11 protein-coding genes are annotated in these 15064 nt (G+C 69.0%); 5 read left to right on the top strand and 6 right to left on the bottom strand.

The window, feature by feature from the left end; all coding sequences use genetic code 11:
- Positions 1 to 609 precede the first annotated feature (609 nt).
- Positions 610 to 3402 carry an Rne/Rng family ribonuclease gene (locus BLS34_RS06475; protein WP_028795488.1) on the top strand — a complete coding sequence of 931 codons (2793 nt, stop codon included), beginning with the start codon at positions 610 to 612 and terminating at the stop codon, positions 3400 to 3402.
- A gap of 376 nt (positions 3403 to 3778) precedes the next feature.
- Here BLS34_RS06475 and BLS34_RS06480 read toward each other — a convergent pair whose 3' ends face one another.
- Both BLS34_RS06480 and BLS34_RS06485 read right to left on the bottom strand, forming a co-directional pair.
- On the bottom strand, positions 3779 to 4918 hold the full coding sequence (locus tag BLS34_RS06480) for a pyridoxal phosphate-dependent aminotransferase (RefSeq protein WP_245701931.1): 1140 nt from the start codon (positions 4916 to 4918) through the stop codon (positions 3779 to 3781).
- A 3-nt stretch (positions 4919 to 4921) separates the two neighbouring features.
- Positions 4922 to 6412, bottom strand: a complete 1491-nt coding sequence (locus tag BLS34_RS06485) for a gamma-glutamyltransferase (protein WP_175474126.1) — start codon at positions 6410 to 6412, stop codon at positions 4922 to 4924.
- A gap of 217 nt (positions 6413 to 6629) precedes the next feature.
- Here BLS34_RS06485 and BLS34_RS06490 point away from each other — a divergent pair, with 217 nt between their 5' ends.
- On the top strand, positions 6630 to 7946 hold the full coding sequence (locus BLS34_RS06490; protein ID WP_211228955.1) for a M48 family metalloprotease: 1317 nt from the start codon (positions 6630 to 6632) through the stop codon (positions 7944 to 7946).
- A 92-nt stretch (positions 7947 to 8038) separates the two neighbouring features.
- Entirely contained in the window at positions 8039 to 8782 is a 744-nt protein-coding gene (locus BLS34_RS06495; protein WP_028795484.1) for a DsbA family protein, read from the top strand.
- A 3-nt stretch (positions 8783 to 8785) separates the two neighbouring features.
- Here BLS34_RS06495 and BLS34_RS06500 read toward each other — a convergent pair whose 3' ends face one another.
- The 3 genes from BLS34_RS06500 to BLS34_RS06510 form a co-directional block, all read right to left on the bottom strand.
- A complete protein-coding gene (locus BLS34_RS06500; protein WP_093149048.1) occupies positions 8786 to 10030 on the bottom strand; it encodes an MFS transporter in 1245 nt (414 codons plus the stop codon).
- A gap of 176 nt (positions 10031 to 10206) precedes the next feature.
- Positions 10207 to 10620: a universal stress protein gene (locus BLS34_RS06505; RefSeq protein WP_028795482.1), complete on the bottom strand. Its 414-nt coding sequence runs from the start codon at positions 10618 to 10620 to the stop codon at positions 10207 to 10209.
- An 84-nt stretch (positions 10621 to 10704) separates the two neighbouring features.
- The gene (locus BLS34_RS06510; protein WP_175474127.1) at positions 10705 to 11718 is read right to left on the bottom strand and encodes a LacI family DNA-binding transcriptional regulator; all 1014 of its coding nucleotides are present in this window, start codon (positions 11716 to 11718) and stop codon (positions 10705 to 10707) included.
- A 103-nt stretch (positions 11719 to 11821) separates the two neighbouring features.
- Between BLS34_RS06510 and BLS34_RS06515 the strand changes: the two genes are divergently transcribed.
- A complete protein-coding gene (locus BLS34_RS06515; protein ID WP_028795480.1) occupies positions 11822 to 12718 on the top strand; it encodes a phytanoyl-CoA dioxygenase family protein in 897 nt (298 codons plus the stop codon).
- Positions 12719 to 12827: 109 nt separating this feature from the next.
- On the opposite strand, the gene BLS34_RS06520 is transcribed toward BLS34_RS06515, so the two are convergent.
- Complete coding sequence (locus tag BLS34_RS06520) at positions 12828 to 13997, bottom strand: YbfB/YjiJ family MFS transporter (RefSeq protein WP_093149052.1); 1170 nt, start codon at positions 13995 to 13997, stop codon at positions 12828 to 12830.
- A gap of 119 nt (positions 13998 to 14116) precedes the next feature.
- Here BLS34_RS06520 and BLS34_RS06525 point away from each other — a divergent pair, with 119 nt between their 5' ends.
- Positions 14117 to 15001 (top strand): DMT family transporter, encoded by an 885-nt coding sequence (locus tag BLS34_RS06525; RefSeq protein ID WP_093149053.1) that lies wholly within the window; start codon positions 14117 to 14119, stop codon positions 14999 to 15001.
- Positions 15002 to 15064 lie beyond the last annotated feature (63 nt).

The following is a 15064-nucleotide window of genomic DNA, read 5'->3' on the forward strand; positions in this document are numbered from 1 at the left end:
CCCCGAACCGGTTGCAAGATGCCGCAGTTTAGCGTGGGCGAATCGCAAAGGCAATATTTACGATTGATATCATAATGCTATGCGATGCAATTGCAGTTTAGCCTCAATTGTTCCCGCTCTGTTGCCGTTTAGTGACGCGGGCCGGAAACCGTCTGAAGTTTTGGATTGTTAGTATGCGCTTGGAACAGTATGGTGCACTCGTCCTCGAAGACCGTGTGCGGGTCCGTGCGCGCCGTTGTTGGCCAAAGGGTTACGGGGATACGCGAGACTTTTACCGATTTCGAGCCGGGGCGAATCGTAGTTCCCGGCTCCGCGCAGGACCGACCGACGTGAGACCTGCAAACTGGAACAGTTCGGCGACGGCGACCTCCAAGTCGCCCGCGACAACCCGAGTCCTTCCTGCCCACGGGGCGAGCGGGACGTTCGGTGTCGTGCCCGATTCCGCCGCACTTCGTTCCAGCGACTGCATCCGGCGTGCCGAGGGTACGCCGACGCCACAATCCGCGCCGCCACTTTCCGCGCCTGGGCCGACGCTTTTCCGCGTCGCCGACCGCGCGGGACCGCAGCCATGCTTGCGGTCGTCGCGGCGCGACACGGAGTTACCAACACATGACCAAGCGCATGCTCATCGATGCCACCCACCCGGAAGAGACCCGGGTCGTGGTGGTCGACGGGAACAAGCTCGACGACTTCGACTTCGAAACCGCAGCCAAAAAGCAGCTTAAAGGGAACATCTACCTCGCCCGGGTCACCCGGGTAGAGCCGTCCCTGCAGGCAGCGTTCGTCGAATACGGCGGCAACCGCCACGGTTTCCTGGCCTTCTCGGAAGTTCATCCCGACTACTACCGAATCCCGATCGAGGACCGCGAGGCACTGCTCCGTGAGGAGCAGGCCGAGGCGATGGCCGACGAGGACGACGACGACGTCGAGACCGACGACGAGCGCTCCGGCGAGGACGATGGGGCGGCCGCCGGCGACGAGGAGGCATCCGGCGACGAGGAGACCGGCGACGACGATGGCGGCGACGAGGCTCCGGCCCGGGCCGCCGAACTCAGCGTCCAGACCAAGAAGAGCGCCAGGCCGGAGACCGTCGGCGGCGACGCGATGGAAGAGGTGCGCCGCCGGCGCAAGCCGTCCAACCGCCGCTACAAGATTCAGGAGGTCGTCGCCCGGCGCCAGATCATGCTGGTGCAGGTCGTCAAGGAGGAGCGCGGCAACAAGGGTGCCGCCCTCACCACCTACCTGTCGCTGGCCGGCCGCTATTGCGTGCTGATGCCGAACACCGCGCGCGGCGGCGGCGTCAGCCGCAAGATCACCCATGTGGGCGACCGCAAGCGGCTGAAGCAGATCGTTGAGGGCCTGGATGTGCCGGAAGGCATGGCGGTCATCGTCCGCACCGCCGGCTCGCAGCGCACCAAGGCCGAGATCAAGCGCGACTACGAATACCTGCTGCGCCTGTGGGACGAGATCCGTCAGACCACGCTGGACAGCACGGCGCCGTGCCTGATCTACGAGGAAGCCAACCTCATCAAGCGTTCGATCCGCGATCTGTATACGCGCGATCTGGACGAGGTGCTGGTCGACGGCGATGACGGCTACCGTATCGCCAAGGACTTCATGAAGACGCTGATCCCGAGCCATGCCAAGCGGGTCAAGCGCTACAAGGACACACACGTGCCGCTGCTCCACCGCTTCCAGGTGGAAAGCCAGCTCGACGCCATCCACAGCCCGGTGGTGGAGCTGAAGTCCGGCGGTTACATCGTGATGAACCAGACCGAGGCGCTGGTCGCGATCGACGTGAACTCCGGACGCTCCACTTCGGAGCGGAACATCGAGGAGACCGCGCTCAAGACCAACCTGGAGGCCGCCGACGAGGTGGCACGCCAGCTGCGCCTGCGCGACCTCGCCGGGCTGGTGGTGATCGACTTCATCGACATGGAGGAGTCGCGTAACCAGCATGCGGTCGAGCGCCGCATGAAGGAGGCGATGAAATCCGACCGCGCGCGTATCCAGATCGGCCGGATCAGTCATTTCGGCCTGATGGAGCTCTCGCGCCAGCGGCTGCGGCCGTCCCTGGTGGAAGCCAGCACCCAGGTCTGCCCGCACTGCAAGGGCTCCGGTTACATCCGCTCGATCGACAGCACCGCGCTGCACATCCTGCGCGTCATCGAGGAAGAGGGGCTGCGCAACCGCGCGGCCGAGATCACCGTCCATGTGCCGGCACAGGTCGCCCTCTACATCCTCAACCAGAAGCGCGACCGTCTGGCGGAGATCGAATTCCGCTACGGTACCCGCGTGATTCTGGAGCAGGACGACAGTCTGGTGCCGCCGGATCACCGGCTTGAGCGTCTGCGACCGAAGACCGCCGAGGAGCGGGCCGCCTTCCAGACCGCGATCGCGGCGAGTTCCGCCGGGGCCGCCGAGCCGGACGAGGACGACAGCGACCTGATCGAGGACGATGAGGACGACGTCGAGACCGAGGCCGAGGCCGAGAACGAAACCCGCGAGGAGCAGGACGATCGCAAGGGCGGTCGGGGCCGCTCGCGCCGCCGTCGCCGGAGCGGCCGCCGCCGGCCGGAGGATCGCGCCGAGGACGATCAGGAGTCCAAGGATAAGGATGACGACTCCGAGGCGGAGGCCGATGGCGAAGACACCGCCGCCGAGGGCGAAGAGCGGGGCGACGGGGACGACGACGAGGATGCCGACGGCCGCAAGCGCCGCCGTCGGGGCCGTCGCGGCGGTCGCCGCCGGTCCCGCCGTCGTCGCGATGGCGAGGAAGGCTCGGAGGGCGAGAACGCCGAGGGTTCGGAGTCCGATGACGACGAGTCCGGCGAGGACGAGTCCGGCGACGATGCCCGGAGCGGGGACCGCCAGACCGATGGCGACCAAGCCGATGGCGACCAAGACAAGGCGGCCGAGCCCGTGCCGGCGGTTGCCGCAGAGGCCCTGACCGACGAGACGGTGGCTGACGATGTGACGGCCGCAGCTCCCGCCGAAGCCCCTGCCGCTGCCCCTGCCGAGGAGAAGGCGGAAGAGGAGAAGCCGGCGAAGAAACCGGCCGCCAAGCGTCCGCGCCGTCGGCGCAAGAAGGACGAAGAGGCGGACGCCGCGCCGGCCGAGGACGTGCCCGCTGCGGAAGAGCCCGCCGCGGCTGCGCCGGAGCCGACCCCGGAACCTGCCGCCGCCGAGCCCATTCCCGCCGAGGCCCCGGCCCCGGCCGAGGAACTCGTCGCGGCGAACGAGGGTGCGATCAGCGGCGAGCTGGGCGAGGACCTCACGACCGCTGACGATCCGGCCGAGGATGCCGATCCGGTGCCGCAGAACCTGAGTTCGGCGCCGATCGAGGTCCAGAGCGTGGACAAGCCGGTCGAGAAACCCCGCAAGGGCTGGTGGCGCCGCTAAGGCACTGGCCGAGGCATACTGCCAGACGTCAACGACAGGCGGCGCCCTCCCGGCGCCGCCTGTTTCGTTTCCGACGTGCTCCATCGTCCCGTGCGCCGCCCGATCTGACCGGGCATGCGCAGGAGCAGGTTGTCGGGCGAGAGGCTTGGTCCTGACGCACGTCAGGATCGACCCACCGACGTCGGAGCAGTCCGTGTGTCCGGGCCGACCTCCGGCTCAGGACCAGTCCCAGATCAGGACCAGTCCCAGATCAGGACCAGTCCCAGATCAGGACCAGCCGCCGATCAGGTCCTGCGGTCAACGGGATGGCGACGGCCGAACTATGAGGCTGGGAGGGTAGCGACGAACAGGCTACGCACGCCTTGACCGATGCTCCTTACAGCCAGGCTTTCAACCGCTTGCAGGCTTCGGCCATGTCGTCGCTCGAGCCGGCGAAGGAGAAGCGGATACTGGCATGGCCGCGCGACGGGTCGAAATCGATCCCCGGGGTGCAGGCGATACCCGTCTCCGCCAGGATGCGGCGGCAGAACTCCACGCTGTCGTTGGTGTACTTGGCGACATTGGCGTAGATGTAGAACGCGCCGTCCGCCGGGGCCAGGTCGTCGAGCCCGGCCGCCGGCAGGTCGTTCAGCAGGATCTCCCGGTTGCGCGCATAGCGGGCCACATTCTCCTGCGCCTCCTCGATGCAGTCGAAGGCGGCGGTCGCGGCGAACTGCGACAGGGTCGGGGCGGAGATGAAGAAGTTGGAGGCCAGCCGCTCCACCGGGCCGATCAGGTCGGGCGGCACCACCATCCAGCCGATGCGCCAGCCGGTCATCGAGAAGTATTTCGAGAAGCTGTTGATCACCAGGGCGTTCGGATCGCTCTCCAGGGCGGAGACCGAGCGCTGGCCGAAATTGATGCCGTGGTAGATCTCGTCGGAGATCATCCGCACGTCGTTCGACCGGCACCACTCGGTGATCGCGGTCATGCCGTCTTCACCGAGCATGGTGCCCGTCGGGTTCGAGGGGCTGGCGACGATCACGCCGTCCAGCGGGCCGGCCTTGTCCAGCCGCGCCACGGTCGGCTGAAACCGGTCGGCCGCTTCGGTCAGCAGGTCGACCACCTCCACCCCGAGCGCTTTCAGGATGTTGCGATAGGCCGGATAGCCGGGGGAGGCCAGCGCGACGCGGGCGCCGTGTTCGAAGGCCGACAGGAAGGCCAGGGTGAAGCCGCTGGACGAGCCGGTCGTCACCGCGATCCGCTCGATCGGGACATCGACGCCGTACCAATCGCGGTAATGCGCCGAAATCCGCTCCCGCAGCGCCGGCATGCCGAGCGCCAGGGTGTAGCCGATCTTGTCGGTGTCCAGCGCGGCGCGGGCCGCGTCCAGCACGCCCTTCGGCGCCGGTGTGGACGGTTGGCCGACCTCCAGATGCAGCACGTCGCCGCCGGCGGCCTCGCGCTCGGCGGCGGCGCTCATCACCTGCATGACGATGAAGGGATCGACGTTTCCGCGGGAGGCGGGACGGGGCACGGGTTACCCTCCGAATTCGAAGAACATCAGGCCGGAACTGCGCGGGTCCTTGGCCACGCCGCATCGGATCTCGCGCCGGGGAAGGCCCTCCACGCAGCGAAACGCGTGGCCGGTGGCGATGGTTTCCGCCGGAGCGACCTGATAGCCGCGCTGACGCAGGGATCCGACAACCGACGCGTCCGTCGCCGGCTCCACGAAGATGGTGTTGATGCCGCCGGCGTAGTGGCTGTGCGGCAGGGCGGGCACGTCGTCGATCCTGATCCTACGGACCCAATGGTCGAGCACGGTCTCCAGCATCGAGGAGATGGCACGCCGTCCGCCGGCGCCCGACGCGGCCATGTGGAACTGGCCGGTATTCTGGTTGCCGACGATCAGCGAGAAGGCGCCGGGCCCGTTCACCGCCTCGGCCCGGACCGGTGCGAGGAAGACGCCGAGGGTCGGGATCGTCCTGCCGGTGCCGAACGGCGCGCCGAGGCCGACCGCGCAGCCGACCCCCAGGCCTCTGCTGTCGACGGCAAAGAACGAGGTGGCGCCGGCCCGGTGGCCGGAACTGGTGCCCAGCATCGCCGCGAGCAGCGGCTGGTTGGCGCTGTCGGCCTTGCGGTCCCCGGTGATGCGGGACGCCGCCTGGCGCAGGACGTCGGGGGTGATCGCCGTGTTCGTGCCGGCCAGCAGGGCCGCTTCGCCGAGGGCGGCGGCCAGCAGGTGGGCGCGGGCGGCATCGTCCCCGTCGGCCCAGTCGCCGCTCTCCAGGATCATGCCGAGCGCGGCCTGGGCGAGGCGCAGGTCCGCCTCGGTCGGTGCGGCGACGCCCCACAGGTGATTGTCGTGCTCGATCTCGGTAATCGGCGCCCATCTCGGCAGCGCGTCCCGCAACCGGTCGGGATCGACCGCATACCCGGCCGCGGCGGCACCCTCGACGAAGGCCCGGCCGAGCGCGCCGGAATACAGCGTGCCGACGCCTTCGGAGCGCAGGCGGGCGAGCGTGGCCGCCAGGACAACCTGGGAGAGTTCCGCGCCCTGTGCCAGAGGCCGGCCGCCCGGACGGTACAGGGCGGCGGCGTTCGGGTCGCCGGCGACGGCGCCACCGTCCTCGATCAGTTCCTGGGCCAAGGCGCGGCTCACCGGCGCGCCGAAGCGGGCGATGCGCTCGGCCCGGATAATCAGCTCGCCCAGCGGCGTCGTGCCGTGGCGGGCATGCAGGGCGAACATGGCGCGTGGCGCCAGCGGCAGGGTCGTCGCATTCGGCGCGTCGCTGGACGGGCGCGGCAGGAACTCGAGCCGCTGAACGGTCTTGCTCTGCGGGTCGTGAACCACGCAGGAGCCGCTCGCCGTCACCCCGACGGAACTGGGCAGCGTCGCCGACAGCGCGAAGAACATGGTGACGGCCGCATCGGCCGCCGATCCGCCGTCCACCAGCACGTCGCGGGCGAGCAGGGCGGCCCGCGGCTCCTCGGCCACCACGGTGCCGTAGAAACCTTCCGTCAGATCCACGGTGTCCGACCCGCAGCCGGTCAGGAGCCCGGCGGCCAGGACTAGGCCAAGCCCGATCCGGCGGGCCGAACGGGGGGGGCTTTGCGTCCGCCTTTCCCGATGCCCATCTGATGGGTAGTGTGTGTTCGGGCGGACATCATCGGGATTGGGCGCTGGCGTGAAGCGAATCATCTTTGGACCGGGGCGGTGGATACTCGCGGCAGCGACCGCCGCACTCTTGGTTCTGTCTCTGGCCACGGGCGCGCATGCGCAGAAGCGCAGCCTCATCCGGGACGCTGAAATCGAAGCTACCATCCGTGATCTGGCCACGCCACTTTTCCAGGCCGCCGGGGTGAACCCGGAAGCGGTATCGATCTACCTGATCAACGACGACCAGCTGAACGCCTTCGTGGCCGGCGGTCAGAACCTGTTTCTCAACACCGGGCTGATCATGGCCATGCGGTCGCCGCTGGAGCTGATCGGGGTGGTGGCGCACGAAACCGGCCACATCGCGGGCGGCCATCTGGCCCGAACCTCCGATGCGATCGCGTCGGCGTCCAACGCCGCCCTGCTGTCGGCGATCGTCGGCATCGCGACCGCGGTGGCGACGGGGCGCGGCGATGCCGGCGCGGCGATCGCCATCGGCGGCCAGTCGGCCGCGGTCGGCAGCTTCCTGCAGTACAGCCGGGCCCAGGAATCGGCGGCGGACCAGGCGGCGCTGAGCTATCTCGACGCCACGCAGCAGTCCGCCCGCGGCCTCGCCCGGTTCTTCGAGGAACTGGCGGCCCAGGAGCTGCTGTCGGCCTCCCGTCAGTCGCCGTACATGTCCACCCACCCTTTCACCCGCGACCGTCTGAACACGGTCGAGGCGCATGTGGCGACGTCGGAATACTCCGACCAGGAAGCGTCGCCGGATCAGGTGGCCCGGTTCAACCGGGTGGTCGCCAAGCTGCATGGCTTCATCCGGTCGCCGTCCCAGACTTTCCGCAAGTATCCGGAAACGGATACCAGCCTGCCGGCGAAGTTGGCCCGGGCCATCGCGTATCGCGAGGTGCCGGACTATCCCAAGGCTATCGCCTTGACCCGTGAGATGATCGCCGAGGATCCGAACGATCCGTACCTGCATGAACTGGAGGGACAGCTCCTGTTCGAGAGCGGGCAGATCGACGCCGCCGTGGCGCCGATGGAGAAGGCGCAGCGGCTGGCGCCCGAGGCCGGGCTGATCGAGGTTTCCCTGGCCCAGGTCCTGCTGGCCCGCAACGACCCCGCCTCCGATCAGAAGGCGATGGATCATCTGCAGACCGCCAAGCGTACGGAAGGAGACTGGCCGTTCCTGTGGCGCCAGCTCGCCACGGCGCAGGGGCGGCTCGGCGATATCGGGCAGGCGGCGCTTTCCCTGGCGGAGGAGGCGGTGCGGCAGAGCAGGTGGGAGAACGCGGAGACCCAGTCCAAGCGCGCCCAGTCGATGCTGAAGGCGGGCACCCCGGCCATGCTGCGGGCGCTGGACATCGAGGAACTGGCCAAGCGCGAGCGGGCGGCCCAACGCAAGAAATGACGCCACCGTGATGTGGCGCGAGCGGCCCGGGCTGTGGACGTGCCGGCCCGGCTGGGACAGGATGGCGCCGCTGTCCCGCTTCGGAGTTCTCGATGTTTCGGTCCGTCTTCGCCGCCGCTCTGCTTTCCGCCGCCCTTCTCGCCGCGCCGGCACACGCCCATGACGGGCCGCTGTCGCCGGACCGCAAGGCCGAGATCGAGGCGCTGGTCCGCGACTACATCCTGCAGCATCCGGAGATAATCCTGGAGAGTGTGGCGATCATGCAGGCCCGCGAGGACGCGGCCAAGAACGCCGCCGCCAAGCAGGCGCTGGTCGATCACCGCGAGGCCCTGGAACGCGATCCGGCCGATCCGGTGCTGGGCAATCCCGACGGCGACGTGACCATCGTCGAGTTCTTCGACTACCAGTGCGGCTACTGCAAGACGATGATGAAGCCGCTGATGGAGCTGGTGGAGGAGGACGGAAATATCCGTCTGGTGCTCAAGGAGTTCCCGATCCTGAGCCCGACCTCGGAGGCGGCCGCCCTGGCCTCGCTCGGCGCCGACCGGCAGGGCAGGTACAAGGACTTCCACACCGCGCTGCTGGGCCTGCGCGGGCGGCTCACGACGGAGGCGATCTTCCAGGTGGCGCTGGAGACCGGTCTCGATGTCGAGAAGCTGCAGGCCGACATGAAGGATCCGGCCCTGCAGGCCCATGTGCGTAAATCCTTCGAACTGGCCCAGGCCCTGTCGATCCAGGGGACGCCGGCCTTCACCATCGGCGACCACGTGGTGCCCGGGGCGGTCTCGAAGGAGCAGCTTGCCGAGCTGGTCGCCGAGGCGCGGGAGAAGGGCTGAGCGTCAGCGCTCGACCGGCTTCTCCGGCTGGCCGGCGTAGGCCAGCGCCGACAGGGTCAGCGCGGCGATCACCAGTCCGAACACGATCCGGTGGCCGGTCTCCGCCGCTCCGCCGGTGGTCTGCACCCAGTCGATGGCGCCGCCCGTGGCGGTCTGCAGCACGAACACGCCGGTCAGCCCGGCCAGGTTGATCGTGGTGATCGCCCGGCCGGCGCGGTGGGGCGGCACGAAGCCGCGCGCATGGCTCGCCAGCACCACGAAGAACGGCGCCACGCAGCCGAAGACGAACAGGATCGGTCCGGCGACATAGATCGGTGCGGCCGGCCAGATCGCCAGCACGCCGAGGCACGCCACCTCCAGGGCGACGGCCCAGAGGATCAGGCGCTTGCGGGAGGCGGCGAACCGCTCCAGCGGCCCGTAGAGAAACGTCCCGACATGCAGGGCGACCACCATGATCAGCAGGGCCAGCGACGCCTGTTCGTGGCTGAGGCCCTGGACGTCGGTGAAATACGGACCGGCCCAGAGCCCGCCGATGGTCATGAACGGCGCGGTGAAGCAGAACCCCATGACGTAGATCCGCCGCAGTTCCGGCATGCGGATCACCTCCCAGAGCCCGGCCAGGGATTGGGCGAAGGTCTCCGGGTCGCGCCGCACGCCGCCGGAGGCCGGCCCGTCGCGAACAGTGAACTGGATGACGATCGTGAAGGCCAGGGTCAGGGCGGCGACCACCAGGAAGGTCGTGGTCAGCCCGACCTCGGACAGCAGCAGTTCCAGCGGGGCCGTCGCCATGACCCCGCCGATGCCGCCGGCGATGCCGACGAGGCTGGCGGTGGCCTGTGCCACCCGATCCGGCGGGGCCCAGCCCATGGCGATCAGATAGACGGCGGTGATCACCCCGCCATGGCCGAGGCCGATCATGAAACGGCCGGTGACCAGCGCCCAGGTGTTCTCGGCGACGGCGAACAGGACGATGCCGCAGACCGCCACCAGCCCCATGGCGACCAGCGTGCGCTTGGCGCCGATCCGGTCGAACAGCAGGCCGGTCGGCAACTGCACCAGGGCCGAGGCGAAGAACATCGCCCCCATCACCGTGCCGATATCGGTCGGCGACAGGCCGCGATGGCTGCCGAGATAGTTCGCCAGCACGCCGCCGGCGGATCGGTTGATCTGCACGATGACGAAGAACGATCCCAGAAGGATCAGGATGTTCCGCAGGGCGCGGCGGTCGTCCGGATGCCACTCGCTCATCGCGGGGCGCACCGGACCGTCTCAGCGCAGCGGCGCCGAAGCGGGGAGAGGGGGGAAGGCATTCGGGGGCGTTTCCGGGGCTGTTTTCGCCACCCTACTCCGACCCCGTGCCGATGTCCCGTCTCCAGCCGCGCATGACACCGTGTCGCGTATGCCAGGGAGTCGGGCTCTATCTGTTAGCGCACCACGTAGACCGAGATCGGCGCGTGGTTGGCGATGTAGCCGGCATGGGTCGCGAACACATGCTCCTGCAGGCCCGGCACGTGCGAGGCCATGACGATCAGGTCGGCACCGGCTTCCTTGGCGCCGCCCAGAATGGCCTTGGCCAGCTCGACGGGCGTGTCATGCACGATCACGGCGTTCGCCTTGGCGGAGATGCCCCGGGTCTTGGCCTGGTCCTCGGCAAAGGCTGTCAGCTTGGTCGCATAGGCTTCGGGCGTGGCGGCCACGGCGCTCGGACCCGAGTCGGTGACGCCGAGAAAACAGACCTCCGCCTCTTCGGCCCGGGCGATGGTCGCCGCGACACTGAGGGCCTTCGTGAGCTTCTCGGTATGCTCCAGGTCGACGGGAACTAGAATCTTGTCGGTCATGGTCGCTCCTCCTAACGGTCTTTACATGAGGATGCATATCCGGAGTTGAAGATGCGTGCGTTGACCTGAGTCAACCGTCAGGAGTCAGGTCGTGGCGCGCGCGATCACTTGGAATCCGAGATCGACCGTTCGGCTCGGCGGCTCGAGCCCGGCATTGACGTCGAGGATGAGTTGGGCGGCCACCTCGCCGATGTCCGGGCCTGGCACCCGCACGGTCGTCAGGCCCAGGCCGAACTCGCCGGCGAACTCGAAATCGCCGAAGCCGGCGATGGCGATATCCTCGGGCACCGTCAGGCCGCGCCGGCGCGCCTCGCTCAGCGCCCCCAGGGCCAGGGTGTCGCTGGAGCAGAAGACGGCGTCGGTGTCCGGCCAGCGCTCCAGCACGGCGGCGAGGCCTCTGGCGCCGCGCGCCGTCTGGGTGCCGGAGGCGGCGGCGGTGGCCCGGACCTCGGCGACCCCGCTCTGTTCCAGAACCTCGGCGAAGCCGTCGTAGCGCAGGCGACCGCGCCGGTCGTCCTCGCCGGCCGTGCCGATGAACGCCATGCGCCGACGTCCCGCCGCCAGCAGGTGCCGGGCCATCGCCGCGCCGGCATCGCGGTTGGAGAACCCGACCGCATAGCCGATTGGGTCGACTGGCAGTTCCCAGATCTCCACCACCGGGATGCGGCTCGCCTCCAGGGTCCGGCGGGTGTCGTCGCGGTGGGTCGTGCTGGTCAGCACAAGGCCGTCGGGCCGCCGGCCGAGCATGGCGGCGACCGCATCCGCCTCCCGGGCCGAGGAGTAGTCGGTGCCGGCCAGCAGGAGCTGGTGACCGTTCTGCCGCAGCCGGTCGCCGAGCCCGTCGACGGTGGAAGCGAAGGTCGAGCCGGCCAGGGTGGAGATCACCGCGCCGACGATCCGGCTGCGTCGCGACGACAGGCCGCCCGCCGCCTCGTCCGGTACATAACCGAGCTCGGCGATGGCGGCGCGCACCCGCTCCCGCGTCTCCTGCTTCACCTTGTCGGGAGAGCGCAGGACGCGCGACACGGTGATCTTGGAGACGCCGGCCCGCTCGGCCACCTCGCCCATGGTCACCCAGCCGCCGGTCTCGATCGCCATCCGCATCCCTCCGATATCGGACTCGAGCATAGATGATATCGATACCATTGACGAGTTTTCCGGCGCTATGTTACCGATAACATAACAGCCAGGGAGGCATGCCATGCTGTCGCGCGAACAGATCGACTTCTATAACGAGAACGGCTACCTGATGGTCGAGAACGCGGTCACCCCGGAGCAGCTCAAGGCGCTCCAGGAGACCACCTACCGGCTGATCGACGCGTCGCGGCCGGTCACTGAGACCGACGACGTCTACGATCTGGACGACGGCCATTCCCCGGACAATCCGCGCCTGACCCGCATCAAGCTGCCGCACAAGCAGGACCCGCTGTACTGGGACGTGCTGAAGAACTCGGCGATCACCGAGGTGCTGACCGACCTGCTCGGCCCGGACACGCTGATCCAGACCAGCAAGCTGAACACCAAGGCGCCCGGCGGCGGCCAGGCGGTGGAATGGCACCAGGACTGGGCCTTCTACCCGCACACCAACGACAGCGTGCTCGCCTTCGGCCTGATGCTGGAGGATGTGGACGAGAGCAACGGCCCGCTGAAGGTCATCCCCGGCAGCCACAAGGGACCGGTGCTGGCCCATACCAATGCCGATGGCGTGTTCTGCGGCGCGGTCGATCCGTCCGACCCGGATTTCCATCTCGACAAGGCGGTGACCCTGACCGGCAAGGCCGGGTCGATGACCGTGCACCACGCCCGCACCCTGCACGGCTCGGCGCCGAACACCAGCGACCGCAACCGGCTGATCCTGTTCTACGAGTGCAACGCGGCCGATGCCTGGCCGATCCTCGGCGGCGGCTCCTACATCCACAGCCTCGGCCAGCGGAAATTCTATGCCGACCTGCAGGACCGGATCATCACCGGCGGGCTCACCATGACGCCGCGCATGGAGGCCCTGCCGATCCGGGTTCCGCTACCGCCGGCGCCGGAGAGCGGCTCGATCTTCAAGACCCAGAAGAGCGGTGGCGCCCGCAGCGCCTTCGCCGCCTAGCGCGCGATCGGTTCGGCTCGGAACGATCTGAACCGTGAATCGCCCTCTAGCCCATTAAAGATGGAGCAAATTCACACGAGCAGAAGTTTCCATCTGATCGTAATTAGCTCTAAGCGCGGCCCTTCAGGCCGACGACCAGGACGGCACCGGCGGCGAAGGCAAGGCCGCCGGCCCCGAACACGGCGAGATACGACCCGGTGGCGTTGAACAGCGCCACCAGGGCGTAGCCGCCCACCAACTGTGCGGCCCCCACCGACAGCACCATCCAGCGCCACAACCCGAGCATGGAGCCCGGCCCCATCACCCGCTGCGCCTGGCTGGCGATGATCGCGGTCAGGCCGGGCTGGGCGCCGACCAGCAGGCTGGAGAGCAGGATCGCCGGCGTGGCCGTCACCAGCACCGGCAGGACCGCGCCGAGGGCGAGGCTGAGATAGACCGCGATCAGGGAGGGGCGGAAGCCGATCCGGTCGCCGATCCGTCCCCAGACCAGCGTGCCGGCGATGGCCGCGGCACCGAACAGCACCCACTGCGCCCCGGCCGCGCCGGTGCTCCAGCCGAGCGCGCGGACCAGATAGTCGACCCAGTAGATCGAATGCGGCACCAGGCCGACGGCGAACAGCCCCTGGGCCAGGACGAGGCGCAGTCCGTCGCCGCGCGCCGATCCCAATGTCGCGGGTGGCGGCGGGATCGCCCTGGCGACCTCGGCGGCCGGTCCCGACCAGGCCCACAGGGCGACGACCAGCGCCGCCATGCCGATCGCCGCCGTCCCGGTCCAGGCCCAGATCTCCCCGAGCGCCAGCAGCCAGGGCAGGCCGGCCGCCGCCAGCAGAATGCCCGCGCCGACGCCGGTATAGGCCGTCGCCGTGGCGATGCCGGTCCGGCCGGTCGGCGCGGTGGCGGTGACGCTGGAGATGCCGAGGATCATGATCACCGCCACGGCGATGCCGATCAGTCCGCGCCAGAAGGCCAGCCACAGGAACCCGCCCGGCACGATGCTGGCGAGCAGGCAGAGCACCGACAGGCAGATCGCCGCCCGCAGCCAGACCACCCGGTCGGCCCGGCGCAGCAGCCAGGGCACGGCGAGGCCGCCGAGCAGGTAGCCGCCGAGATTGATCGCCCCGACATAGCCGGCCTGCGCCTCGCTCAGACTGCCCGACTCGATCAGGGCGGGGACCATCGGCGTGTAGGAGAATCGTCCCAGCCCCATGCCGATCAGCAGGCCGCATTGGGCGCCGATGGCGACGCGCAGCCAGGGCGGGAGTGTCGAAGGCGGGATCATGGCGTGACGGTAGACGGGCCGGTCCCGGCGGAAAAGCCGTATGGTTCGGGCGCCGCCGAAGCATCCCGAACTCGGCAGCGCCTAGCCTGGGTCATCGCAACCGGTTTTAAGAGTCCGACATGACACCGCGGACAGCCCCTCCCGCCCTGGAACTCGCTCTGCTGGCCTGCCTGGCGCTGCTGTGGGGCGGATCCTATCCGCTGCTCAAGGTCGCGGTGGCGGAGATCCCGCCGGTGACGCTGATCGCGGTCCGGGTGACGGTGGCGGCCGCTCTGCTCATGGCCATCGCCGCCGCCCAGGGCGAGTGCCTGCCGCGGGGACGCACGATCTGGGGCCGGCTGTTTCTGCAGGCCTTCCTCAACAGCTATGGCGCCTGGACCCTGCTGGCCTGGGGACAGCGGCAGATCGAGAGCGCGCTGGGGGCGGTGCTGAACTCGACCTCGCCGCTCTTCGTGTTCCTGTTCACGGTTCTGGTCACCCGGCACGAGGCGACCGGCGGGCTGCGGCTGGTCGGCGCCTGCCTCGGCCTCGGCGGGGTGGTGCTGATCGTCGGCACCGATGCGCTCAACGGCCTCGGCGGCCAGGTCGCCGCACAGATCGCCGTCCTGGTGAGTGCCGGGCTCTATGCCGCTGCCGCCTTGCATGGCCGGCGCTTCGCGCATCTGCCGCCGGTGGTGACGGCGGCAGGCACCATGCTCTGCGCCTCGGCCGTGCTCCTCCCCGCGAGCCTGGTACTGGATCGGCCGTGGACCCTGACCCCGTCCATGACCGCACTCGTGGCCGCGCTGGTGCTGGGCGTGGCGTGTACCGGCCTCGCCCTGCTGCTGTATTTCCGCCTGGTGCGCACCCTCGGTTCCCTCGGCGTGGCGAGCCAGAGCTATCTGCGGGCGGGGGTCGGCGTTCTGCTCGGCGTGCTGGTGCTGGGCGAGACCCTGACCCCGACCGTTATCGCCGGCGTGGTGGCCGCCATCGCAGGTGTGGTGGCGATCAACTGGCGGCGGTAGGTCGCAGGCCTTACCGCAACGCTCGATTCCGCCGATCCGGAGGCCCATATTGTAAGGAGGCGC

Origin of the sequence: Thalassobaculum litoreum DSM 18839 (assembly GCF_900102465.1) — a bacterium.
GTDB lineage: Bacteria > Pseudomonadota > Alphaproteobacteria > Thalassobaculales > Thalassobaculaceae > Thalassobaculum > Thalassobaculum litoreum.

What these genes read in the sequence shown, in the direction of transcription:
- BLS34_RS06475 (WP_028795488.1), top strand. Translation starts at nt 610, where the DNA reads ATGACCAAGCGCATGCTCATCGATGCCACCCACCCGGAAGAGACCCGG.
- BLS34_RS06495 (WP_028795484.1), top strand. Translation starts at nt 8,039, where the DNA reads ATGTTTCGGTCCGTCTTCGCCGCCGCTCTGCTTTCCGCCGCCCTTCTC.
- BLS34_RS06500 (WP_093149048.1), bottom strand. Translation starts at nt 10,030, where the DNA reads ATGAGCGAGTGGCATCCGGACGACCGCCGCGCCCTGCGGAACATCCTG.
- BLS34_RS06505 (WP_028795482.1), bottom strand. Translation starts at nt 10,620, where the DNA reads ATGACCGACAAGATTCTAGTTCCCGTCGACCTGGAGCATACCGAGAAG.
- BLS34_RS06510 (WP_175474127.1), bottom strand. Translation starts at nt 11,718, where the DNA reads ATGGCGATCGAGACCGGCGGCTGGGTGACCATGGGCGAGGTGGCCGAG.
- BLS34_RS06515 (WP_028795480.1), top strand. Translation starts at nt 11,822, where the DNA reads ATGCTGTCGCGCGAACAGATCGACTTCTATAACGAGAACGGCTACCTG.
- BLS34_RS06520 (WP_093149052.1), bottom strand. Translation starts at nt 13,997, where the DNA reads ATGATCCCGCCTTCGACACTCCCGCCCTGGCTGCGCGTCGCCATCGGC.
- BLS34_RS06525 (WP_093149053.1), top strand. Translation starts at nt 14,117, where the DNA reads ATGACACCGCGGACAGCCCCTCCCGCCCTGGAACTCGCTCTGCTGGCC.